17 protein-coding genes are annotated in these 23,308 nt (G+C 62.8%); 1 reads left to right on the forward strand and 16 read right to left on the reverse strand.

Annotated elements, in window-relative coordinates; translation table 11 throughout:
* Nucleotides 1-8 precede the first annotated feature (8 nt).
* The 4 genes from ACMDW7_RS12110 to ACMDW7_RS12125 form a co-directional block, all read right to left on the reverse strand.
* Nucleotides 9-2,711 carry a DUF6531 domain-containing protein gene (locus ACMDW7_RS12110; RefSeq protein ID WP_414859551.1) on the reverse strand — a complete coding sequence of 901 codons (2,703 nt, stop codon included), beginning with the start codon at nt 2,709-2,711 and terminating at the stop codon, nt 9-11.
* A 991-nt stretch (nt 2,712-3,702) separates the two neighbouring features.
* Complete coding sequence (locus ACMDW7_RS12115) at nt 3,703-5,112, reverse strand: DUF4189 domain-containing protein (protein ID WP_414859552.1); 1,410 nt, start codon at nt 5,110-5,112, stop codon at nt 3,703-3,705.
* An 804-nt stretch (nt 5,113-5,916) separates the two neighbouring features.
* Nucleotides 5,917-6,162 (reverse strand): DUF2892 domain-containing protein, encoded by a 246-nt coding sequence (locus tag ACMDW7_RS12120; protein ID WP_054125813.1) that lies wholly within the window; start codon nt 6,160-6,162, stop codon nt 5,917-5,919.
* A gap of 195 nt (nt 6,163-6,357) precedes the next feature.
* A complete protein-coding gene (locus ACMDW7_RS12125; protein ID WP_377300496.1) occupies nt 6,358-8,034 on the reverse strand; it encodes a M48 family metalloprotease in 1,677 nt (558 codons plus the stop codon).
* 518 nt (nt 8,035-8,552) lie between these two features.
* On the opposite strand from ACMDW7_RS12125, the gene moaC reads away from it, so the two are divergent.
* Nucleotides 8,553-9,068: a cyclic pyranopterin monophosphate synthase MoaC gene (moaC, locus tag ACMDW7_RS12130; RefSeq protein WP_377300495.1), complete on the forward strand. Its 516-nt coding sequence runs from the start codon at nt 8,553-8,555 to the stop codon at nt 9,066-9,068.
* A gap of 163 nt (nt 9,069-9,231) precedes the next feature.
* Here the strand turns inward: moaC and tfpZ are convergent, their stop codons facing one another.
* The 12 genes from tfpZ to recA all read right to left on the reverse strand — a co-directional run bounded on the left by tfpZ (nt 9,232) and on the right by recA (nt 23,184).
* Nucleotides 9,232-9,972 (reverse strand): TfpX/TfpZ family type IV pilin accessory protein, encoded by a 741-nt coding sequence (gene tfpZ, locus ACMDW7_RS12135; RefSeq protein ID WP_377300494.1) that lies wholly within the window; start codon nt 9,970-9,972, stop codon nt 9,232-9,234.
* A gap of 59 nt (nt 9,973-10,031) precedes the next feature.
* Nucleotides 10,032-10,547 carry a pilin gene (locus ACMDW7_RS12140; RefSeq protein ID WP_377300493.1) on the reverse strand — a complete coding sequence of 172 codons (516 nt, stop codon included), beginning with the start codon at nt 10,545-10,547 and terminating at the stop codon, nt 10,032-10,034.
* A gap of 218 nt (nt 10,548-10,765) precedes the next feature.
* Entirely contained in the window at nt 10,766-13,051 is a 2,286-nt protein-coding gene (locus ACMDW7_RS12145; protein ID WP_377300492.1) for a CHASE2 domain-containing protein, read from the reverse strand.
* A gap of 53 nt (nt 13,052-13,104) precedes the next feature.
* Complete coding sequence (locus ACMDW7_RS12150) at nt 13,105-13,860, reverse strand: FHA domain-containing protein (RefSeq protein ID WP_377300491.1); 756 nt, start codon at nt 13,858-13,860, stop codon at nt 13,105-13,107.
* A 49-nt stretch (nt 13,861-13,909) separates the two neighbouring features.
* Nucleotides 13,910-14,767, reverse strand: a complete 858-nt coding sequence (locus ACMDW7_RS12155; protein ID WP_377300490.1) for a Stp1/IreP family PP2C-type Ser/Thr phosphatase — start codon at nt 14,765-14,767, stop codon at nt 13,910-13,912.
* A complete protein-coding gene (locus tag ACMDW7_RS12160) occupies nt 14,764-17,286 on the reverse strand; it encodes a CHASE2 domain-containing serine/threonine-protein kinase (protein ID WP_377300489.1) in 2,523 nt (840 codons plus the stop codon). The genes ACMDW7_RS12155 and ACMDW7_RS12160 overlap by 4 nt, the downstream gene beginning before the upstream one ends.
* A 147-nt stretch (nt 17,287-17,433) precedes the next feature.
* The gene (locus ACMDW7_RS12165; protein WP_377300488.1) at nt 17,434-18,141 is read right to left on the reverse strand and encodes a TerC family protein; all 708 of its coding nucleotides are present in this window, start codon (nt 18,139-18,141) and stop codon (nt 17,434-17,436) included.
* A gap of 109 nt (nt 18,142-18,250) precedes the next feature.
* Nucleotides 18,251-19,144 carry a succinate--CoA ligase subunit alpha gene (gene sucD, locus ACMDW7_RS12170; protein WP_377300487.1) on the reverse strand — a complete coding sequence of 298 codons (894 nt, stop codon included), beginning with the start codon at nt 19,142-19,144 and terminating at the stop codon, nt 18,251-18,253.
* Nucleotides 19,145-19,157: 13 nt separating this feature from the next.
* Nucleotides 19,158-20,318 carry an ADP-forming succinate--CoA ligase subunit beta gene (gene sucC / locus ACMDW7_RS12175; protein WP_377300486.1) on the reverse strand — a complete coding sequence of 387 codons (1,161 nt, stop codon included), beginning with the start codon at nt 20,316-20,318 and terminating at the stop codon, nt 19,158-19,160.
* 231 nt (nt 20,319-20,549) lie between these two features.
* Nucleotides 20,550-21,143, reverse strand: coding sequence for a DUF2889 domain-containing protein (locus ACMDW7_RS12180; RefSeq protein ID WP_377300485.1), 594 nt, complete (start codon nt 21,141-21,143; stop codon nt 20,550-20,552).
* Nucleotides 21,144-21,224: 81 nt separating this feature from the next.
* Nucleotides 21,225-21,827, reverse strand: a complete 603-nt coding sequence (recX, locus tag ACMDW7_RS12185) for a recombination regulator RecX (protein WP_377300484.1) — start codon at nt 21,825-21,827, stop codon at nt 21,225-21,227.
* A gap of 256 nt (nt 21,828-22,083) precedes the next feature.
* Nucleotides 22,084-23,184, reverse strand: a complete 1,101-nt coding sequence (gene recA, locus ACMDW7_RS12190; RefSeq protein ID WP_377302481.1) for a recombinase RecA — start codon at nt 23,182-23,184, stop codon at nt 22,084-22,086.
* Nucleotides 23,185-23,308 lie beyond the last annotated feature (124 nt).

Raw genomic sequence — 23,308 nt, forward strand, 5'->3', positions numbered from 1 at the left:
CTTGTCTCCTATTTCTTTGGCCCACCCGATAGACACAGTACGAGCTGTGCTTTGCAGCGATTTATCTGTAATGGATTGGTCTCATCCGCCTCAATCAAGCATGCTTTTTCAACACAATCGCAACACGGTTGATTTGACCCGGGACGACCGCAAGCCCATGTCGTAATCTTCTTGCAACACCAACGTCCGATCGATCCCTCTTGGCTTTCACAACGTTTATCAACGCACTTTTCAACCCACTTGTCATAGTTTTTATCCCGACCATCAGGTAAAGGCGGATCAATTGGTGGATTAGGACACTCTGCAGGATTCGGGCAGATCGGAGGGTTGCTTGAAGATAAATTTGCAGGACTAGCTAGATTTAAGCGTTTAGCTTGAGCGTTAGAAGATGCCAGCGAGGGCGGGAAATCGTTCGGATTCGAACTCGAAAGAGAAGCTCTCTCGCCCGTTGCACTATATATCACAGTCAACTCTTGCTGGATTTGATTATTTATGCGGGTAACAAGCGAATTCAAAAAACCTCGCGGGGTATAACTGAAAACCGAGGCAACACCTGAACGGCTCTCGGTTTTTGTCTTACCCTCCACCGTGTAAGTGATCGAGGTAACAACACCCACCGATCCAGCTCGAGTTGCATTTCTTTGTATCAAGTCTCCGTTGGAGCTGTACTGATTGACTATACGAACCTTTTCCCCCGCCACCGTCGCCCCCGCCGGCGTCTCCCGCTCCACAATCGTCACCGGCAACTGCTGGCTGTTGTAGCTCCACCCCGTCGACGGAATCGGTTGGCTCATATCCCGCGCCGCGCTGAACTTCGCCGCGCCCGTGGCATCGGTCGTGGTGGTAACGCTTTGGCCGGTCAAGTTGCCGTTGCTTGCATACGTGTAGGCGGTGAGCTTGTTGGGCTCGGCGATGCGGGTGGGCAGGTTGAAGGTGCCGTGCCATTGGGTGCTGACCACGCGGCTGGCGCTGGCCAGGGCCGGGCGGGTGGTGCTGCCGGCGAAGCTGGCCGGGAAGGTGGCGCGCTCGGTTTCGCGGCCACGGGTGTCGTAGATATAGAAGGTCACTGTGCCGTCGTGGGCCACTTCCTTGAACTTCTGGCCCCGGGCATTGGCCCCGCCGGTGGCGGCGGTGCCGTCGCCCCACACGGTGCTGGCGGCGGTGCTGCCGCACAGCGGGCAGGGGGCGGTGACTGTGCTGGGGCGGATCACCCCGCCTGCAGCCTCAAAGGTATAGGTGCGCGTTGAGCCATCCGGCGCGGTGATGTAGGTCTGGCTGCCGCTATACCCGGTGGTGCCGCCGTAGCTGAACAGATAGCGCTCGCCGCCGCGCTCGCTCAGGGTGGCGCGGCCCTGGTCGTCATAGCTGTAGTTGTTGGTGCGCACGCCGGCTTCATCCGTGATGCCGGTCAGGTGGTTGGGGAAGCGCGTGTCTTCGTAGTGGTAGCGCTTGACGGTGCCGTCTTGCCAGGTGACGGTGGTCAGGTTGCCCTGCGCGTCGTATCCGTAGCGGATGGGTGACTGGGCGGTATTGAGAGTGCCGTCTTTGACGGCACCCGGCGGCACGAGCTGGACCATGCGACCATCGGAGTTGTATACGAACCTAAGTTCGCGCCCGAAGTGGTTGCGCACGCTGATGAGCTGGCCAGGCTGGGCGGTGCTGGTGCCTGTGAGGTAGCTGGCCACCGGCGTAGCGCTGGTGCTGTACGTAAGCGTGGTCGTCCAGCCGTTGCGCTGGCGGATGGATTGCAGAAAGCCAAAAGAGTCGTAGGCCTCCACGGAATTGTCTTTAGCGCTTCTATATTGCCAGCCGACCAACTTCCCAGCTGTATCGCGGAGTTCGATTAGACCATCATGCGTGGCTACCGTGGTTGATGGAAGCCAAACGCCGGCCTTTTTTGTAAACCTGACAATAGCCCCTTCCGCACGGAAAGCAAGGACAGTACCTATATCTGCCCCTCGAGGCTCCTCAACGACTTGCAAGCTCACACCGAACGAATGAGACCAGTAACCTGGCTGGCCGAAGCCAGACCACATCGGTACTGAATTCAAGTAACGCCGCGTAAAGCTCAGCGGAGCCGCTCCAGCCCCCTGGTAATCAGTTTCAAACAAAATCTTTGAACCCATCGCCGGAAACACTGGGTTTGCAACAGCAGAGCAGGCTAGTGGCTCGATGCGATAGCACCATTTGACGTTCGGGCTAGGCTCCCCCGCATCAGGCGCATAGCCAACTGGGCAATAAAGGTTACGGTATCGCCTCATCGTCAGAACAGCCGACGTCCGAGAAGGTCCGCAAGTCCAACGGGTGGCTCCTGGAGGCCAATCCCATAGTGAAGCCCCCAAACTCAGAGATCGAGACTCCGAGTACACAATGCCAGGGTGAAAATACATCGATCCAGTTGGAGACCACCCATTGTCCGACGTTACAATATACGCATCACACCTATTGTATGGAATCTCAGGTGGGTTTGCTGGCGTATTTAACTCACCGAGAGCGCAACTAAAAACATCACTCTCCGAAAGCCTTCCAAAACCGCCAGCACCATCACACTTTGGAGTAGATTGATATAACCAAGGCCCAGGTATGGGCTTAGTACAATCTAGTTCTCCACTTTGACAGCGCAGGTCAATAGACGCTTGGGCAGGGCCACTCAGAAAAAGCCCCGCGAGCAGCGGTAGAAAATATACAAACCTGCACAGTAGTTTTTTCATACCCCCCTCCGGAATACATTCGCCCAGGCCAAAAACTTGTCTTGATGCGCAAAAAACTGCACGTCCGACCGAATTACGTATCCAGCGAGCGATGCGCTCAAATAGCACCTTTGCGCTTTCTGACTGCGAGTCACTCGTTGGTCATCTTATTCTAGCCGTCAGATGCTACCGGCTACTTCTTCGATGGACTATAGCTCGAATACAGTATTCACTTGCGTTCTTGCTGCGCACGTTGCTTCAATCGTGTCGACGTCTGTATCTCTGTGTTTGGACACATTGAAGGCATCACTGAGTGGCTACTCGCAGTTCCTCGTGCGGCGTTTGGTGCTGCGCAATTCGGCATTAGGCGCTCTCAAGCGACTGTTCGCCCAATGTGATCGGCAAAGCGCTAGTTGCGATATGGAAGCGTTGCTAATCAGGCGGAGCACATGCATTGGGGTCTCGCCCTTTGACACCAGCCGTCTAACACGCGGCACAGACAGCCCGAACTCGCGGGCCACCGCGCTCACGCTGTGCTCGTAGCGTACGCATTCCACCACGGCCTAGTCGCGGGTCGCATGCCTGACTTGAACGTCGCTGACGGCAATCACAACGGTCTGGACACACCCAGCTTGACCCACATGAAGCGATGTTCCCCTGCAGGTCATTGACTCGAATGTAGCTAGCAAGCCTTTGCTTTGCTGCAATCCAAGAGGCCACTCCGCTTGTCTGGCGCGGTTCTTCAGGCAATTTCCCCTGAAGACGCGCTTTCAGAGCCGATCTTCAAAAGCACGCTTGGACAACCCCAATACGGGTGCGGTTCTTCAGATCAAAGTGGCTGCCAAGCCGGACGGGACAAGCGCGATGGTCACTGCGCCGTCTCGCGCGGAGGGCAGGCCGACTCCAATCCATGGAACGGCGAGTCGAACGGCTCCCTGGGTCTGCCAGCACGACACACTGCGGGCCGCTCAGCACAGCACCCGCACAAAGCCCACCGGCTTGATCACCCAGGTCATTCCGGTGGCGGGGTTTGGTAGTAGCGCACGTTGGCTTGCTGCTCGGGGCGCAGGCCGATGTATGCGCCGTAGCTGCACGCCGTTTGCAGCGCGGTGCATGCCTGGCCCGCCTTCTTGCTGCACTCCTCCACCGCTGAACGCGATGCTTCGGAGTGCGAGAAGCCCCAGAGCACGTAGCGAAAGTCTGCCGGCCCTGCGGCCACGGCGATGCAGGTGTTGTGGGTACGCATCCGCACCTCGCAGCGGTCGCCGCCCGCGGCAAGGCAGCGCTCGATCGCCTGCGCATCTGCCTGCTCCTGGGTGGTCGCGCCGGCTGCCAGCCCATACGCTGGGCCGGAGCCCGCGAGCGCCGCGGCGGCGAAGCGGTTCTCAAATGTCTCAAAGCGGCGCCGCTGAACCCGTACGTCGTCCGCATCGGGGTGCGTCGCATCGCGCGCACTGGCGTTGGGCAGGCAGTGCGCCTGCTGCCAGGCGCCGGGCTTGTCGCTGACGCGCAGCAGCACCGGCATGCGCCCTGCGCCGCAATGGTGAACGCCGGGCACGGGGGCTGCCGCGGCGCCGGGGGTGTGCTCGTTGCCGTACACGGCACCTGGCTGGCGCCTGAGCGCGCGCCCTGCACTGGTCACGCGTTCGCACACGGTTCGCACCAGTTCGCAGGGGCGGCCCTGGGTGCCTTTGCCGCCTTCGCCGCCTTGCTTTGTGCATGCAGACAGAAGCCCCGCTTCGAGTTCACCCCGATCGCGGTCGCCCAGGCGGGCGCCATCCCAGCTGGAGCCCCAGATCAACCAGCCGTCTGGAGCTTTCGCCAGCGCTATGCAGCCGTTTCGGGTACCGGCGTTGATCTCGCAGGCCTTGCCGCCCGCCGCGCGGCACGCTTGCAGGGCGTGCGCATCGGCCGCGGCTTGGCGCGCGTGCCCCGCGGCCAGGCCATAGACCCCCGGCTCAATGCTGGTGGCCAGGGCGTTGTAAGTCACGCTCAGCCACTCCCAGGTGGGTGGCGCAGGCGGGGCCACCCGCGCGGGGGCAGCCCCATTGCCGGGCTGCTGAACCCAGCGGCAGATGGGAATGGGCGCCACCCCGTTGCTGCCCGGCCAGGTACCAATGCGCACCTCGCCGGGGCTGCCGGTACAGGGGTGATCGGCCTTCACCCCCAGAGGCAGCCCGCCTGCGGCGCAGGCCAGCGCAATGATCGCCACCCGCGCGATCGACAGGCGGCTCAGGGCCCTACACGCACGCTTCAACGTCCACTCCTTCATCAGCATCCCTTGCAAATTCATGTGCACGCACCACACATCGCGTGGCGACAGGGTGCCCGCTGCTGCAGCCGCGCCCCCGCAATGCAGCAGACCGAGACGCAAGACCGTCTTGTGCACCCGGCCGAACCGCGGCGTGACCGCGACCGACAACGGTCTGCTCGATCCAGCTGCGGGCGAGTTCGAAGCGCCCGGCGCGTCGCATCCTACTGAGCACCGCAGCGGGAGTTCGATCCCCCGGAATGGGCACCTCAGCGCCGAATCGTCGCGCGAAGCACGGGGGTGTGATGCGCCGCATACCCTATTGGGCAGTTGGGCGATGCGCCGCCGCCGGCAGGGAAGGCTCAGCATGCAGACCGGGGGCCTCTGAAGCGCACTGCCCCCTTTGCGGCCAACACGTCTTGGCGTGTGTGGGTTGCGCGCAAGCAGCGCGGTTGCTAATGAGGCTTGAGCCGACCACAGGCGCCGAGGTGCCGGCGCTGTGGGTTCGTTGCAGTCCCGGTGAAGGCAGCGAGCTGCGCGGGATGTGCCGCTGACTCGAGGGGTTTGCGTCGCACCGCTTCGCGCCGGAGGAAGATGGCCCCGCTCAAGGCCATGCAGTAGCTGGCCGCGGTGCAACGACGATTGCTTGCACGCCATGGACTACGCGAAGGCTTGGAAACCTTCGCACCGTGGCCGCCCAAACACGTCTTTCCGCTGATCTGGCGCGGTTCTTCAGGCGATTTACCCTGAAGACGCGCTTGCAGAGCCAGTCTTCACCTTAGGCACGCTCGACATCCGGTATGGGTGGCCGCCTGCAGGGTTGGTTGGCAGGTGCTGGGGCGCGGCACACTTGCCGCCGCTAGATGTTGCGGTGGCAAACCAAGATGCACGGGGCGCTCCGGCCACAGCCTCAGGCGCGTGGCAAGCCGCTTGCAAGGCGGTGCCGTACGGCCGGCTGCGGCTGGGCCGGTTCGCTCAGCCGCGCGATGAACCACCTCGCGCCGGCTTGCGCGCCACCACTTTGCGCGGCGGGCGCACATAGGTTGAGCGGCCGATGAGTGAGTGCACGGGGCACACCTCAAAGACGCCGGTTCCCACCAGAAACAGTCCGATCCAGCCCCAGGGGCCGATCCAGCCCGCCAGCGCGGCCAGCGCCAGCACCGTTCCGATCGCGATCCGGATGATCCGGTCGGCACCGCCCACATTGCCATCGATTCGCATGGCCGTTCCTTTGTCGATACATCACAGACAGGAAACGGGGTCTGGCGGCCGGGTGCAGCAGAGCGCTGCGCGTGCATCTTAGGTGGTGGTTGCGCTGCTCAGGGAAATCATGCGCAGACTGAGGTTTGACACGGCTCTTCAAGCCAAAGTGGCTGGAGATCCGCGCCAGACAAGCGGAAAGCACTTCGGACCGTACTAGCGCTGCCGCTCGCGCTGCTCCTCGGTCATCTCGCCGCGTTTCTTCAGCTCCTCATCTTCGATGCGCTTGGCGTCGCGCATTTCGCGCAGGCGCGCGTCGATCTGGCTTTGGGTAATGGCGTCCAGCCCCGGGGTCTTGCGCGCGGCTTCCATGGACTGCAGCGCAGCGCCGAAGGCGCCGATCATGAAGTAGTGCTCGGCCTGGGCGCGCAGCTGGCCGGGCTTGTCGCCCAGCTCCGCGTAGCAGCGCGCGAGCACGAGCCAAGGCGCGGGGTCGGGCTGCTGGGCCAGGCGCAGGCGCAGGATGGCGGCGGCCTGGGCGGGCTCGTTGATGTCCAGGAAGGCTTGGGCCATGGCATCGCGGAACAGGAGCGGCATGCCGCCGGCATCGCCCGCCGCCTGGATGAGCGCCAGGGCATCGGCCTGCTGACCCAGGCGCGAGAGCGCGCGGGCGCGGGCAAAGAGCAGCTGCGGCGGCTCGGCGACGAGCATGCGTTTGGACGCAGGCAGCGCTGCCTGGGCGCGCAGGGTGCCAGGCGCCGTGGTGATGAGACCGGCTTCCTTGGCCGCGCGATCGAGTTGCGCAAGCGCGCGCTGGCCGCTGGCCACGTCTGTGGCCTGGGTGCCCGTCTTGGGTTCGGCCAGCTCGATCAGCGCCAGGCCGTAGGCGGCACCTGCGCGCACGAAGGCGGTGGGCTCGGGCTCGCCGGGGATCTGAATGCCGGGCTGCATGCGCGCATCGAACACCTTGCGCAGTTGCAGGCGGGCGTCGGCCGTCTGCGCGGCCAGCACCATGGCGCGGGCCTGGAAGAAGCGGAAGGCAAGTGTGTCCACTGGCGGCTTGGGTGGCACCAGACGCGTGCGGTTCTGGATGTCTGCAATGCGCTCGGTGGTCAGCGGATGGGTGCTGGGGATGATGGGGCCGGTGCTTTCGTACATGCGCCCTTGGGCCTGCAGGCGCTGAAACACGCCCACCATGCCGGAGACGTCGTAGCCGGCGTCCATCAGCAGGCGCAGGCCCACGCGGTCGGCCTCGCGCTCGGCTTCGCGGCTGAAGGCCAGCGCCTGCGAGACGCTCAGGCCCTGGCTGCCAGCGATGGCGGCCTGCATGACGTTGTCGCCGCTGCTGGTGCCGCTGCGCGCGGCGAGGATGGCCAGCGCCAGACCGGCCAGCGTCCAGAGGCCGGCGCTCTTCTGGTTGGCGATGCTGCGCGCGATGTGCCGCTGCTCCACATGGCCGATTTCATGGGCGAGCACGCCGGCGAGCTCGTTCTCGTTGCCGGCCGCAGCAATCAGCCCGGAGTTCACGCCCATCAGCCCGCCGGGCATGGCGAAGGCATTGAGCACCGGGTCACGCAGGGCGTAGATCTCCAAGTGCGGGCGGCTGGTGCCCAGGCCGGCGGCCAGCTTGGCGATCAGGTGGTCCAGATAGGCGTTGAGCTCGGGGTCGGCAAAGTTGTCCGGGTAGCGGGCCAGCTCACGCCGCAGGTCGCGCAGGATGCGGCGCTCCTCGGTGGCCGGCAGGTCCGCGGCGTCCGGCGAGCCGAGGTTGGGCAGCGGCGCGGTGGCTGGGCGTGGCAGCGGCGCTTCTTCCTTGGGCGCGGGCGCGGCCGGCGCACCGGAAAAGCGGCCCGGGCTGTCTGTGGGCTGACTCTGTGCCAGCGGCATGCTCATGAACCCCGGCCACGCGACCAACGCCAGGGCGCACGCAATGGCCCGCGGGCGGGGCAGCCCGGCCGGACGAATGACACGGCGGGATGAACTCGGGCGCGAGCGCTCCAAAGAAGGTTCGAGCAGCGTGCGGGAAGAAAACGTCATGCGCTTCCGTTGTGAGAGAAGGTTTACAGCTTGAATACGCGGCCTGTGCGTGGCTTGCGAACTTGTCGAGACATCGCCCGCGGCTCACGGCCCACGGCTGGGTGCGATCAACATTAATGCATGGGCTGGACGCTGCAGCGCAGCAGGCGGCGCGCCAGACCGCTAAACCGAGTAAGGATCGGCGGGCCCTCATGCTTTGGCCACCCGATAGGCAGAAGTTCCGAGGGCTGCAGATTCATAGCGGACTGTGCGGGAACGGTCCTGCCGTCAGACACAATGGCGCGTCCGGACGGCACAAAACGCTCGCTTTGGCGCGAAGTACTGCGCAAGCTTTGGCATGATGCACGTCTGACCGACCAGCCCATCGAACCCTCATGAGCGACCCGAACAACGTCCCACCCGCTGACGCCGCACCTCGGCCGCTGACCCACTTCGATGGCGAGGGCCGAGCGCACATGGTGGACGTGTCTGGCAAGGCGGTGACCAAGCGGGTGGCGGTGGTCCGCGGCAGCATCCGCATGCAACCCGAGACCCTCGCACTCATTGCGTCGGGCACTGCCAAGAAGGGCGATGTGCTGGGCATCGCACGCATCGCCGGCATCCAGGGCGCCAAGAAAACCAGCGAACTGATCCCACTGGCCCACCCGATCCCCATCACCCGCGCGGCAGTCGAGTTTGCGCTGGATGAGGCCCTGCCCGGCGTGCACTGCACAGCGACGGTCGAGACTCTGGCGCAAACCGGCGTGGAAATGGAAGCCTTCTGCGCCTGCTCCACCGCCCTGCTGACCATCTACGACATGGTCAAGGCGGTGGATCGGGGGATGGTGGTGTCCGATCTGCGCCTGGCCGAGAAGACGGGGGGCAAGAGCGGGGATTGGCGAGCGGGCTAGTCCGTTACCTCAAGGGGTGGTTTCATACCCCTTGCACTTACGCCCAACCACAGACGTCGCGCCACAATACTACGCGACCATTTTGTTAATTGTTATCGCACTGCCGATCCGAGCTATACTAGCGAGATAAGGGAAGTACTTAGTTATCGAAAAAAGCTTGTTGCTACCAAGGGTTAAGAGCCACAACTTGCACCACACTGCCGGTTTGCCGTTCGACAATAACCACCAAGTCTTGAGCAACCCCTTTTAATGGAACATATGCAGCCATTTCACCAGGGAACTTCGACTCAATTGCCGAAACGTCCGAAGTGGCATCTGGATTGAACTGATGCAGTTCGCGAAGCGGCCTGGCTCTCGACCTTATCGAAGGTACAACTTGGTCTAGACTCGCATAGTATTCTGGCAAATGCGGGAGATCCGGCCCACCCTCGAGCGCACGCATCGTCAACTTGTTGTATGCGTCAGAATCGGCCGGCGCAATTGCACCAATCCATACGGGACCGCTTGGATTCATCGACTGATACTCAGGTTTAGCGCGCTTTGAACTAGCAGGGTCGATATCATGGGCGCGCACCAAATCAAAGCGATCCACGTTAAACACAATCCAGACCGGCCGACCTTGATAAACAACACTTACACCATAAAGTAGTGCTGCAAGCTGCAGTGCCACAATCACACCTAGATCGAACGTCAAGCTCGATTTTGCCTTGTTGAATACAACAAGAGTCAATAGCGGGCCGAGCACTACGTCGACAATCAACAAGGTCAAGAAAATTCGGTTCACTCCGGCGGCTGCCGCCAACGACCCTGGGTACCAGACGAGGAAAACCAACGCCGCCATAGCCGAAGCCACAGCAAGCGAGCAAAGCAAATGAATTGCTGCAGCACGAACTCGATCACGCATGGTGGGGCCCAAAAAGCAAAACAGGCCCGCAAGCGGGCCTGTTGAACGACGCGAGAACCTTAGATCGCGAAGCGGCAGTTGGCAGGTACGAACTTGAAGTTCGCAGCGCCGGAGGTGCGGCATCCCCACACGATCGGCGCGTTCGCGGTGATTGCACCGGCCGGCACGCCGTTGGTGACCACGCCGCTGCCGGGTGTAAGGTCCATAGTTAGACCTGCCACGGGGAACGTACCTGCGAAGATCACGGTGATACGACCGTTACCAGCCGCCGGAACAGCGGCCGTTGCGGCGATTTGAACCTGTGCAACATCACGGGTCGGAGTGAATTCGTACCCATAGGATCCAGCGGCAGTCGCGCCAGTACCACCATAAGCGACGATCGCTTCGCCTTGACGCGAACCAATCGTGTCCGCGACAGCAAGCTTTGCTGCACCAGCCAAATTCAGGCCTTCCGTAACGCGAGCCCTGATGGTGTAGTTCTGGTACTGGGGAATGGCGATGGCGGCCAGAATGCCGATGATCGCAACCACGATCATCAGTTCGATGAGGGTGAAACCCTTTTGCATACGTTGCATGGAAAGCTCCTGAGAGATTGGACTAGGACCCAAGCGGTCTTGACGGTGTATTAGCGAACGGCAAGCCCACAACTTAACTCATTGATTTCTATAAAAAAATTGCTGATTTTCGGTCGCTAATGAACGCGCTCTGAGGACTCAACACGCCCGACTTCTGACATTTTTCGTCAGGCTTGTTGCTAAATCTTGGCGATTGTCAGGGAACGCAAACTGGTCCGTTACCGATCACGCACCATCGCGACGCCGTCCCAGCCCACGTCCGGCGGCGTTTGCCGCAAGGCGGCGAGACGGTTGACGTACAGGCTCTGCAGCGCAGACTCGCCGCGCTGGCGGATCTGGTTGAGCTGGATCTCGGCGGCATCGAATTGCGCCGTGCGGTACAGCCGAAGGAACTGCTGCCACAGCGGAATGACTGACTGCTCCGCTTCAGGCACGTCCGAGACCGCACCGAGCGGTTCGTAGAGCGAGGTGGGGGTCGAATCGGCGCGGGTGCGAATGCGATCGAGTTCACGCCAGACAAGATCAGGGCACGCGCGGCGCGTGACCTCCCCGACGACGATGCTGACGCCATACAGGCGCGCCAGGCCGCTGAACCGCTGCCCCGCGTTGGCGGCCTTTCCGATCACGGTGTATGCGCGCCGCTGAACCGATCCGAGGTCCCCCACAACCATATTGCCGGTATTGATGCCGATACCCAGCTTCAGCTCGGGCCAGCCGCGCTGCGCAAAGCTTAGGTTCACGCGTTCAAGCACGGCCTTGCGCATGGCTTGCGCCGCCGCCACCGCCCGAGCGGCATCTTGCGGATCAGCCACGGGGGCGCCCCAGAACGCGTGCACCTGATCGCCGATGTATTTGTCCAGCGTGCCGCCGTGCGCGAGGATTTCCGCTGACACCGCAGTCAGATACTGATTCATGAGCGCGGCCAGTTCGGTGGGCGGCAAGCGTTCGATCAGCGCGTTGAAGTCCTGGATCTCAGCGCAGAGCACCGTGATTTCCGCGGATTTGCCCGCCAGCAGGCCTTTCACGGAGTACTTGTCCGGGTCATCGTTCATCACCTGGACCAGCTGCGGCGGCACGTAGGCGCGGAACAGCTCGTTCAACCTGCGACGACCGCGCGTTTCGACAAAGTAACCCCAGGTGCTGTGCAGCAGGAACAGGGCCACCGAAAGGCACAACACGGCGGCAAGCGGCATTGCGATACCGGCGCCGCGGTAGACGAACAGGTTGATGCCCACATGCCCTGCAATGGTGGCAATGGTCATGCTCGTCGCCACCCAGGGCGAGACAAACGGCACGACGAGGCCGAGCACGGCGAAGGTCAGCAAGAGCAGCAAGACCTCCGCACCCAGCAGATAGGGAGGCGCGGCCGGAAGCTTGCCGTCGAGCATTCCGCTGATCAGGTTGGCGTGGACCTCGACCCCAGGCATGGAGGCGGACAGCGGCGTCAGGCGCAAGTCGCCCTGCCCCGGCGCACTGGTACCTACAAGCACCACGCGGCCCTTGAGACTTGCCGGAGGAATCGTGCCCTTCAGCACATCCGCAGCAGAGATCCAGCGATAGCCGCGGCTACGGTTGGAGTCTGCAGGTACGGTACGGAACGGAATGAGCGTCCGACCGTGGCGGTCAACGGGGATGCTCACCACCTTGCGCCCGCCTGCAACCAATTCCAGGGACTCCAGCCCCGAGTAGGCACTCGGCACCCAGCGTTCAGGAGACAGTCCGGGCACGAGTGCAGGCTGGCCCAGCGCCTGGCGCACGATGGCGATCGACAGCGATTCGTAAAGCTGCCCCTGGTGTTCAACGATCATGGGGACGCGGCGCAGCACGCCGTCCTGATCCGCGATCATGTTGAAGTGCCCGGCAGACGCCGCGGACTTGGCGATCACTGGCAGATTGCCAACGAAGCCATTGAAGCGCGGGAGCGCCACCTGAGGCGCACGAAGCTCAGTGAGTGACAGGCTCGCAGCCGGCAGCTGGCCGTCTTGGCGCGGCGGCTCGCCCTGTGAAAAGTAATAGCCCAGCACAACCGGGCGCCCGGCCAGCGCCTGTGCAAGCAGCGCGTCCGTATCCAGCAGCGGGGCAATCTGGTCGACCGCACTGCGGGCGCCAGCATCACCGCTGCGTGCAACCAGCGTGCGAAGCCGCTCGGGATCGGCCCCCAGCTCGCGGTCAGAGAAGACCACATCGAAGCCGACAACGGCGGCCTCCTGCTCGTCGATGAGACGCTGCGCGAGCGAGGCCACCGTCTCGCGGGGCCAAGGCCAACGGCCAATTGCGGCGAGGCTTTTCTCGTCGATGTCCACGATGACGATGCGCTCGTCATGCGCTGACTCCGCAAAGGCGGAAAGGCGCCAGTCATGGACCTGATGGTCAAGCGCCTCGAGCCAGGAAAAGCGCCCCTGCCACTCCGCCGCGTGGACGATGAACACGGCGGTGAGCGTCAGCGCCAACCCCAGGCGCAGCCATAAACCGATGTGCGATGGTTGATGCGCAGCGCTGCCCATGGTCTCGTCGGTGACTCCGGTCGAGCCGGCAGCCGGCTTCGGTGGCTGTGCGCCTAGCGGTAGAAGAACTCGAGCTTCACGCCGGCGAGTTCGATGATGTCATGCTCGTGGAGGAGCTTGGCCTCAGTCGATACGGGCATGCCATTGAGACTCGGGTAGCTCGTTCCTTCGACATGGGTGAGAAAGTAGCCATCAGGACGCTTGGTAATGACGGCCACCTGAACACCGGGTCGCCCCAGAGTGGTGATTGGCTTGGTCAGGGGCATTTCGCGGCCAGCGTTGCCACCACTCAACACCTGGATGACCCCCTGCCGCGTGGCGGACGGTGCGATCCGCGGCGAGATGGTGTCGGGCATGGGCTCATCGAGCGGCGGCATCGGCGGAAGGCCGCTTGGGATCTCCTGCGTGGCGTTCATGGGCCGGATGGGCGCCGCGGGCGCAGGGTCCGGGCTCGGCTTGGACACCGCCGGCCGCAGGATCTGCGTCTTCTCGAAGGCGTCATCTCCTGTGCCGCGGCCGGACTGCTCGCCCATGAACTTCAGGGTGTATTTGCCGAGTTCGATGGTGTCGCCCGTCTGCAAGAAGTGCTTCTTGACCGGCACACCATTGACCATCGTCCCGTTCGTCGAGCCCAAATCCTCGAGAAAGGAGTCATTCAGGATGGTGACGATGACCGCGTGTTCGCCGCTGATAGCGAGGTTGTCGATGGCGATGTCGTTGTGCGGACGGCGCCCGATCGTGGTCCGCTCCTTGACCAGCGCGTACTCATTGAGTACCTGTCCATCCATCGACAGGATGACCTTTGGCATCGACCTCACTCCCAGTAATTCTCAGCGCGCCGCAGAACCCGCCGGCAGACTACTTCAGCCATTGAAAGAACCGCGAAACGATCCCGTCCGGGGCCTCGACGGGCTCGGCGCGGACAAGAATTGCAGAAATATTATCGCGCCCGCCTGCCTCGTTCGCCATTTGCACGAGCGCATCCGCGCTTGCGTCGAGGTTTTGCGACAACGCCTGGAAGACACCCGCAATGTCATGGTCTTCCACCATGTCGCTGAGTCCATCCGAGCACATGAGGTAGACATCGCCTGCGCGAACCTCGTGGTTGTTGATCTCGAGATCGGCTTCCGGGTCCACGCCGAGCGCTCGAGTGACGAGGCTCTTGTTGCGCGACATTGCCGCCATTTCCGGCGTGATCAGACCCGCATCCATCTGCTCCTGCAGCAATGAGTGATCGCGCGTGATCTGCTCCAGTTTGCCGTCGCGCCACCTGTAGCAGCGCGAGTCACCAAGATGCGCAACGCTCAGGGTGTGCCCGGAGAACACGGCAACCACCAGGGTTGTACCCATGCCTTCGTATTGCGGCTGGTGATGCGCCGCGTGATAGATGGCTTGGTTGGCTTGCGCGACGCGCGTGGTCAGCAGCGCCTGAACGCGCGCTACGCCATCGCGCTGCAGTTCAGTGCGCCACTTCCGCAAATCACGCTCGAGTTCCGATCGGAGTAGCGTGGTGGCCATGCCCGAGGCGACCTCACCCGCGTTGTAGCCGCCCATGCCATCAGCCAGCACAAACAGGCCTTCTTCGACCGATGCTGCGATCGAGTCCTCATTGTGAGACCGGACCATCCCGGGATGCGAGCGCAGCGCGGCCGTAAGCCGCAATTTCTGGGCGCGCGGAACGGGTTTGCGTAGGGGCACGGCCTGTCGATCCGTCATTGCTGCCCCGCCATGACCCGCTTGAGGTCGGCTGCCATCTGTTCGCCCGTCCCGTAGCGCTGGTCGGGATCCTTAGTGGTGGCGCGCTGAATGATGGCTGCCAACCCGGCAGGGATCTGAGGATTCACAAGCCGCGGATCTGGCGTCGGTTCATTGGCGATCTTGTACATGAGCTGAGCCATCGACTCGCCAACAAAGGGCAGCTTTCCTGTAAGCAGCTGATACAGGGTCACGCCGAGCGAAAAGAGGTCGCTGCGGCCATCAATTTTCTGACCGGACAGCTGTTCAGGGGACATGAAGCTGGGCGTACCCAGCACCATGCCCGTCTTGGTCTTTGACGAATCGGTGATGCGCGCAATGCCAAAGTCGGTGACCTTGACTGCACCGGAGGCTGGCTCATACATGATGTTGGCGGGCTTCACGTCGCGATGCACCACACCATTGCCGTGTGCGTAGGCCAGGGCTTCAGCTACACGAGTCACGATCGACACGGATGTGGGGATCGGCAGCAGGTTGTCGGGCTTTGTGTGGGGGACGAGATCCTTGCCACGCAACAGTTCCATGGCGATGTAGGCGAGGTCATGCTCCTCACCGGCGTCGTAGATCGTCACGATGTTCGGATGCTGGAGCCGACCGGCAGTTTCCGCTTCGCGGAAAAAGCGCTCACGCACTTCCTTGAGCTCATCGGCCTCAAACTCCTGGGACAAGGCCATGGTCTTGATCGCGACAGTGCGACCGATCTTCGGATCCTTGCCCTGGTACACGACACCCATGGCGCCCTTGCCCAGCTCCTTTTCGAGCTCGTAGCGACCCAGCATCGGCTTCTCGACACCCACCTGGCCTGTCATCAGCGAGGCGTTGGTACGGCCGGCGTTGCCGCCCAGGATCAAGGTCTCACTCATGGACTTCGCACGGCTGCGGCGCTCAGCGAGATCCTTGAAATTCGGATCGTGACCTGCCATGTAGTCATACACAGCCTGGGCCTTGTTGAATTGGCGCTTGCGCTCGAAGTCGAGGCCGAGGTTGTAGAGATTCTCCATGACCGCAGGTCCGTGAACGCCGTCAAGCGGCACACGGCGGAACTTGTCGAACGCCATGTCGAGCTGGCCCTGCCCCTGGAACGCGAGCGCGAGCATGCGGTTGGACTCTGCGGACTCAGTGTCACTGCGCTCCTTGCCCTGCTCGGTCACCAGAAACCTCTTGGTGGTCAGTACCAGATGACCAACGACAACGAGAAGAACCGGCAGCATCAAGGGGATCCAGATCATGCGTGCGCTGAGCATGAACCACGAGAACCCCATCAGAACGACGACCAATCCGACCGTCGAGCCCGCACCAAGCAAGGCTGAAAGACGCGGCAGGAGCACGATCAGGTACAGCGTAATGAACAGCACGACGGCAATCTGCGCCCAGGTCCGCCAGGCAGGGAGCGTGTACACATCACCCTGAAGCAGTGCAGACGTCGCGTGCGCCATGTATTCGCCCTGGGACTGCAGTCCGACGGGCGTGATCATCGTGTTGGCCAATCCAGGCGCGCTGACACCCACAACGACAAGCTTGCCCGCGAACTTGCTTGCCGGCACCTGGCCGTTGAGCACGTCCGCAAACGAGTCCGGTGCCACCGCAGCACGGCCGTCGCGAGGTGCGTAGAAGTGCGTGAGGATCAAGCCATCGGGCGTGGAAGGCAGGAGCGTCTGCCCGAGCTGGACGCCAGCTGCGCCCATCGACACGGTCGACATCGGCAGATTGAGATAGTGCGCCACAGACGCCACTGCGAGGTGCGGGAACGCACGCTCGGCATAGTTCAGGAAGGCAGCTGAACGCCGAACCGATCCGTCGGTGTCTTCGACGACTGTGAGATGTCCAATAGCGGTTGCGGCGCCGCCCATGTTGGGAAGCGGCAGGCTGACGGACTGCGTCGGGATCAGCTGCGGCTGCGCGGGGATCAGAGATGGCTGAACATAGGGTGGCAGGGCATCAGGTCGGCCACGGGGCTCACCAAGCTGCATGATCGCGCCGAGCTGAACCTTGCCCAAACGCTTGATCGCTGCAGCCAGCTGGGCATCTGCATCCAGCCGGCTGCGCGCTTCGGCAATCAAGGCGCCCATCTGGTCAATAGTGCCTTGCGCCGGATGGCTGGGCAGGGACTGCGTCTTGGCTGTGTCGTAGAGTGCGCCCAGCTGATCCAGCACTGCCGTACCGGCATCACGCTGTGCCTCGGAGAACACTACGGTATAGACGACGCTCTTCGGTTGGCCGCCGGCCAGACGGTCAAGGAAGCGCGCGTGCACGTCACGTGACCACGGAAAACGGCCGATCGCATTGATTGAACGCTCGTCAATCGCGATGTAAGCGACACGGTCAGACGGCGCTTTTGAATTGCTCGCAACCGCGGCGTCGTACAGCCAGTCATCCACGCGCTTGGTCACGTTGGTCAGATTGGCGATCAGCAGCACGGTGATGATCGCTATCAATCCGAGGAACCAGTCCTTACGGATGAAATCAGCCTTGGAGTTCAAGTCGGCTCCCTCTCTGCGGCCGCCATGTTGTTCTGCGGCACTCCTCGCGAGCGCCTTGATGTTCGGGCATGTGACAACACCGATACAGATTCGTCAATCCACCTACCAAGCGATGCGCCGATAGGCCGCCCACTCGCGCGGACGCTCTCACGCGCCCAAGTGTGCGCGCGACTTTCGGGCGGCAAACCACCGGCCGAGAAGCATGACGAAAGCCGCCCCGACGCCACCCGCGACGTAGGCTGCTGACGCTGGAAGCGGACCGGTCAATTGCTGCACAGCCGGGTCGCCGAGAATCAGGGAGCCGGCAATCCAGCCCAAGAGACCCGCACCCAGCAGGATGACCACGGGAAACCGATCCATCAGCTTGAGCACGATCTGGCTGCCGAACACGATGATCGGGATGCTCACCAGCAAGCCGAAGATGACGAGTCCGGTCTGATGATGACCAGCGGCCTGCTCTGCGGCACCTGCAATCGCAATCACGTTGTCCACGCTCATCACCAAGTCGGCCACGATGACCGTACGGACGGCGCCCCACAGGTGATCCGGGCTGGCGACACCGTCCTCGCCCTCGTCCTCGGGCATGAGGAGCTTGATGCCAATCCAGATCAGCAGCAGCCCGCCAATCAGCTTGAGAAAGGGGATCTTGAGCAGCGCCACGGCAAACAGCACAAGGATCACGCGCAGCACGATCGCCCCGGCGGTACCCAGGATGATGCCCTTGGTGCGCTGCGCAGGTGGCAGATTGCGGCAGGCCAGCGCAATGACGACGGCGTTGTCCCCACCCAGCAGCAGGTCGATCATGATGATCTGCCCGACTGCCACCCAACTGATCTCACTGAGCCATTGCAGCATCGCTCGCCCTCCCCGGCGATCACGTTATCTCAACAGAAGTCTCTGGAACCCCCAAGCAAAACGGGCCGGCAAGCCGGCCCGTTCGCATTCGCCCGAAGACGCTACGGGATCAGAGGAGGCTCTTGAGCAGGCGGCCCATCTCTGAGGGGTTGCGTGTGACCTTGAAACCGCACTCTTCCATGATGGCGAGCTTGGCGTCGGCGGTATCTGCACCGCCAGAGATCAGTGCGCCGGCATGGCCCATGCGCTTGCCCGGGGGAGCAGTCACGCCGGCAATGAAGCCGACGATGGGCTTTTTCATGTTGGCCTTGCACCAGCGCGCAGCTTCAGCTTCGTCCGGGCCACCGATTTCGCCGATCATGATGACGGCATCGGTATCGGGGTCATCGTTGAAGGCTTGCATCACGTCGATGTGCTTCAGACCATTGATGGGGTCACCGCCGATACCCACGGCAGAGGACTGACCCAGACCGATTTCGGTCAGCTGCGCCACCGCTTCGTAGGTAAGCGTTCCGGAGCGGCTCACCACGCCAATGCGGCCCTTGCGGTGGATGTGGCCCGGCATGATGCCGATCTTGATTTCCTCGGGCGTGATCAGCCCCGGGCAGTTGGGACCGAGCAGCAGGGTCTTCTTGCCGCCCTTGGCTTCCTTGGCTTTCATCTTGTTTCGCACTTCGAGCATGTCGCGCACGGGAATGCCCTCCGTGATGCAGATCACGAGGTCCAGATCAGCCTCGACGGCCTCCCAGATCGCTGCCGCAGCACCTGCGGGCGGCACGTAGATCACGCTGACGTTTGCGCCTTCCTTTTGCTTGGCCTCGGCCACGCTGGCATAGATGGGGATCTCGGAGAACTTTTCGCCGGCCTTTTTCGGGTTCACGCCGGCCACAAAAGCATTCTTGCCGTTGGCATAGGCCTGGCAGCCGAGGGTATGGAACTGACCGGTCTTGCCGGTGATGCCCTGGGTGATGACGCGCGTGTCTTTGTTGATGTAAATGGACATGGAGGGCTCCGGATTACTTGACGGCGGCGACGATCTTGGTCGCAGCTTCGGCCATGGTGTCGGCGCTGATGATGGGCAGGCCGCTCTCGGCCAGCATCTTCTTGCCCAGGTCTTCATTGGTGCCCTTCATGCGGACCACCAGCGGCACGGAGAGGTTCACGGCCTTGCAGGCGGTGATCACGCCTTCAGCGATCGTGTCGCACTTCATGATGCCGCCGAAGATGTTGACCAGGATGCCCTTGACGGCCTTGTTCTTGAGCATGATCTTGAAGGCTTCAGTCACCTTCTCGGCCGTGGCGCCGCCGCCCACGTCCAGGAAGTTGGCGGGTTCGCCGCCGAACAGCTTGATGGTGTCCATCGTCGCCATGGCCAGACCGGCACCGTTGACCAGGCAGCCGATGTTGCCATCCAGGCTGATGTAGGCCAGATCGAACTTGCTGGCTTCGACCTCGGCCGGGTCTTCTTCGTCCAGGTCGCGGTAGGCGACGATCTCCGGATGGCGGAAAAGGGCGTTGGCGTCGAAATTGAATTTGGCGTCCAGCGCGATGATGTTGCCCTTGCTGTCACGGTTCAGCGGATTGATCTCCACGAGCGACGCGTCGGTCTCCATATAGCAGGTGTACAGCTTCTGGCAGACGTCGATGAACTGCGCCTTCGAGTCGTCGGGCATGCCCACGCCGCGCGCCAGTTCCTCGCCCTGCGCGTGTGTGAGGCCAGTGGCTGGATCGACAAAGATCTTGATGATCTTCTCGGGGTGGCTGTGTGCCACTTCCTCGATGTCCATGCCGCCTTCGCTGGACGCGATGAAGGCCACCTTCTGCGTGCCGCGGTCAGTCACGCAGGACAGGTAGTACTCCTTCTGGATGTCCGCGCCGTCTTCGATGTACAGGCGGCGCACCTTCTGGCCTCCCGGGCCGGTCTGGTGCGTGATGAGCTGCATGCCCAGGATGGCTTCGGCCTTCGCCTTCACGTCGTCGAGGCTCTTGGCCACCTTCACGCCGCCGCCCTTGCCGCGGCCGCCGGCGTGAATCTGCGCCTTGACGACCCAGACCGGACCGCCAAGTTGCTTGGCTGCCTCGATCGCTTCATCGACAGAAAACGCCGGGATGCCCTTAGGTACTGGTACACCGAATTTGCGCAGCAGCTCCTTGCCCTGGTATTCGTGAATTTTCATGGGATTGGTTCCGTGGAAGGTCCTGTGGGATGAACTTGTCTTGGGCGCGACGTGCGCGCCTGATGGACGATGCCCGACTCGGCATCATCGGCAATTCGCGGGCGGCAGTTTAGCGGGGCGGCTGATTCGGCTTTCGCCCGCTGTTTGTGTGCGCCGCAAACTTAGTTGTGCGGGCTGACGTCAGCATTACGGTCGAACCGTCGTCGCGCCAACCGGTGTTCCGCCAACCGATCAGCCCACGGCATCGGGGCCGGTCGGGCCGCGATACCAGCGCGGATAGAACTCGCGCACAGCGGGCGCGTCCGTCCGCAGTGCGTGGCAACGGTCGAGTTGGAAGGGTTGAACGGACTGCTCCTCAGCTGCGGACGCGTCACGGGTGTCGAGCACCACGCCAGCGTAAGCCTGAATGACCGCGGTCGGCAGCAGTGTGGCCAGCTCGGTGATGTGGGTGCAGCCTGCCACCCCGCCGAGGCGCGTTTTCACGGCGTCGCGAAAGCCCCGCATCAGATTCAGGCCGACCAACTGCCCGTACGCCGGGCCGATGGTGTTGCAGTAGCCCGGATAGGGCACCGAGACGGACTCCGCCCGAGCGGCCACGATGTTCAGCGCACGGTCGATCGTGAGCGTCAAAAGCATGTCATGGACAGGTTCGTTGGCCGCGCGCAAGCCGCTTGCAAGGCGAAAGTCCACCGACTTCACGTCCACGAGGCGGGCTTCAAAGTCCCACAGGCCGTCGCTGCGCTCGTACGCATCAATTCGGATGGTTCGCGTGTGATGGTGGCGCCGAGTCGGTTGGGCGGGTGCAAGACGTTCAGACGTACTCATGCGTTGAGTGTATGGGCGCCGAACCCGCCATTCGCGGCATGGCGCTTGGCCCGCGGCGCGCGGCAGGCCGATTCGGAGCTGTTACGCGGCGTCGCTGTCGCGGACGACGCGATAGCAGACCTCGCTGGCAAACCCGCGCGACTGGAGAAAGCGCAGCTGCTTTGCGCGCTCTGCGGGCGTGGCTGCAGGCTGACCGAATTTGCGCTGCCAGACCTCACGGGCCCGTTCGAGCTCGGTGTCCTTCAACTGTGACTGCGTTTGGGCCAGCACCTCGGCACCGACACCCTGCTGACGCAGTTCCATCATCACGCGAGCCGTGCCATAGCGCTGGCCGCGGCGGTGGCTGAGGCTTGCGGCGAAGCGTGCATCCGACAGAAGCCCTTTGGCAACGAGTTGGTCCAGTACACGCTCTACGGCGGCTTCGTCTTGTCCGGCAACCAGGGCATGCAGCGCCAACTTCCGAGCGAGTTCACTGCGGCTGTGCTCGCGGCGGCTCAAGTAGCCAATGGCTCGGGCCAGCAGGCTGGGTCCCGCGCGCCGCGGGCTTGCTGCGGCTTCGGCGGCATTTCCTTCCGGGGTGCAACGGTCGATTGACGCGGTTTCAAACTGTTCAAATCCGTTGTCATCGTCGGCACGGCTGCCCGGACGCCGCGCAGCTGGGCGCTTGAGAGAGCTTCGGTTCATCGCGCAAGCCGCCGGGGCACAGGAACCTCAGCGAGTCGTGTGAAGGAGAGCACCATGGCGCATGAACGCCCGGCGGCTGCGCGATGACCCAAGAACGGGAGGCTGGTCGGCCGCTCGGAAGTTGTACATGAGCTCAACGATCAATAGATAAACGAGAACCGATAAGTCTCTCAGATCGAATTTGCATCAGTTGCAACCCGCTCAGGGCCGGCAGCCCAGCACCGTTTGCAGGCGCCGGGCTCCAAGCCTGCCCGAATCAGGCTTCCTTGGCGGGACGCTGGCGCGGCTTGACGGGCGCCTGCTCGTCGTTGGCGGCGTCCGGGCCCTTTTGGGCGGGATCGGCGCTGCGCAGCGTGATCCCGTAGTGGGCGCGGATCTTGTTCTCGATTTCCAGGGCGAGTTCTGGACGCTCACGCAGGTATTCGCGGGTATTGTCCTTGCCCTGGCCAATCCGATTGCCGCCGTAGCTGTACCAGGCGCCGCTCTTCTCGACGATGTTCAGGTTGGCGCCGAGATCGATGATCTCGCCTTCGCGGCTGGTGCCCTCGCCGTAGAGGATGTCGAAGTCGGCCTGCTTGAAAGGGGGCGAAACCTTGTTCTTGACCACCTTCACGCGGGTTTCGTTGCCGATGTGCTCTTCACCCTTCTTGATGGAGCCGACGCGGCGGATGTCCAGACGCACGGAGGCATAGAACTTGAGCGCGTTGCCACCGGTGGTGGTTTCCGGGCTGCCGAACATCACGCCAATCTTCATGCGGATCTGGTTGATGAAGATCACCATGCAGTTGGTGCGCTTGATGGTGCCCGTGAGCTTGCGCAGGGCCTGGCTCATGAGGCGCGCCTGCAGGCCGGGCAGGCTGTCGCCCATTTCGCCTTCGATTTCAGCCTTGGGCACGAGCGCGGCGACTGAGTCCACCACGATCAGGTCCACGCTGCCGGAACGCACGAGCGCGTCAGCGATTTCGAGGGCCTGTTCGCCCGTATCCGGCTGGGAGATCAGCAGCTCATTCAGGTCCACGCCCAGCTTTTCTGCGTAGCTGGTGTCCAGAGCGTGCTCGGCGTCGATGAAGGCGCACGTGCCGCCCAGGCGCTGCATCTCAGAGACGACCTGCAAGGTGAGCGTGGTCTTGCCGGAGGACTCCGGGCCGTAGATTTCCACCACACGCCCGCGCGGCAAGCCACCAACGCCCAGCGCGATGTCCAGACCCAGGCTGCCGGTGGAGACGACCTCGATTTCCTCGCGCTCGGCACCGTCGCCCAGCTTCATGATCGAGCCCTTGCCGAATTGCTTTTCGATCTGGGCCAGCGCTGCGGCCAGTGCCTTGGCCTTTTCAGCCGGGTTCGTCTTGGTGTCCATGATGCGTCCTTCTAGGGGGTGGATGATCGCGCCGGCTGCACGGCTGGCCTTGCGGTCATCCGAGGAGGCGGGCACTTTAGCTGAGCCGGCGGCGGGGAACGATTCACTCATTGCTTGACGCTCC

Origin of the sequence: Piscinibacterium candidicorallinum, assembly GCF_047549485.1 — a bacterium.
Lineage (GTDB): Bacteria > Pseudomonadota > Gammaproteobacteria > Burkholderiales > Burkholderiaceae_C > Piscinibacterium > Piscinibacterium candidicorallinum.